Below are 1,127 nucleotides of genomic sequence, written 5' to 3' on the forward strand. Positions count from 1 at the left end.
CACGATCCATACGGTACGTATTATGGAACAACGAAAACAAAAGGAAATGTTATTTTTGATATCTTCCATAAAGACAATCAAAGAAAGAGTTATAACGGTGTAATGATTGGAAAATCTGGTGCGGGGAAATCAACATTGTTAAAAAAGAAAACGGTAGATTATGCAAGTAAAGGTCACTTTGTTCGGGTATTTGATGTGGTAGAAGAGTTTACAGATACAGTGAAAGAACTAGGAGGAAAGACTATCTCATTAGACGGTTCTGAAGGTCAAATTAACCCACTTCAAGTGTACAAAACAGCAGAACTTGAAGAAGTTAGTTTCACTCAACATCTATCTAAATTGACAATTTTTTATCGATTCATTGCGCCAGAAGCAAAAGATGATGAAATTAAAGAATATGAAAATTTGCTTCGTAAATTATATATTCGTATGGGATTATGGAATGATAAAAAAGGAGCAAAAAATGAAATTACAACAAGAAAACCAAAAGAGTATCCGATTTTCTCTGACTTTTTAATGTTTGTTCGTAAAGAACTATATCAAGATGTAGAAACTAAAAAACATCATGATAATTTAGGAGACAGTAGAATTCATCGTCTGGAATTAATTGAATTAAATCTTACGAATTTAGTAGAAGCATATGCAGAATTATTTGATGGGCCTACTACTATTGAAGATTTCAAGAAAGAACAAGTAGTATCTTTTTCCTTACGGAATATATCCAGTTTTAAACCAGAAGTATTCCAGGCACAGATTTTCAATGTGTTAAATCTCCTTTGGGATGAAATGATTTCAAATGGTGCGCCTCAATTAAAAGCCTTTAACAAAAAGCAACTTGCTTTTGAAGATGTAGTTCGTTATTTCATTCTTATTGATGAGGCGCATCATATCATCAACACTAAAAAAGAAAGTGCTCATGCGCTACAATTTTTAACAAAACTTAGTCGTGAAGATCGAAAATACTTTGCAGGTCTTGTATATGCAAGTCATACCATTCGAGATTTTGTACCGGAAGGATCTTCACAAGAAATGATTGATGAAATTAAAAAGTTATTTGAACTTACACAGTACAAATTTATTATGCAACAAGATAATAACAGTTTAGATATGTTACGAAAAGTATTTGC

The 1,127-nt window shown here is 31.9% G+C and carries 1 protein-coding gene; it reads left to right on the forward strand.

The features are described from left to right. Positions 1-1,127 (forward strand): type IV secretion system protein VirB4 (locus BM089_RS30475; RefSeq protein ID WP_090979250.1); only part of this gene is annotated, 1,127 nt, incomplete at both ends.

It is taken from the genome of Bacillus sp. 5mfcol3.1 (assembly GCF_900114335.1).
GTDB lineage: Bacteria > Bacillota > Bacilli > Bacillales > Bacillaceae_G > Bacillus_A > Bacillus_A thuringiensis_S.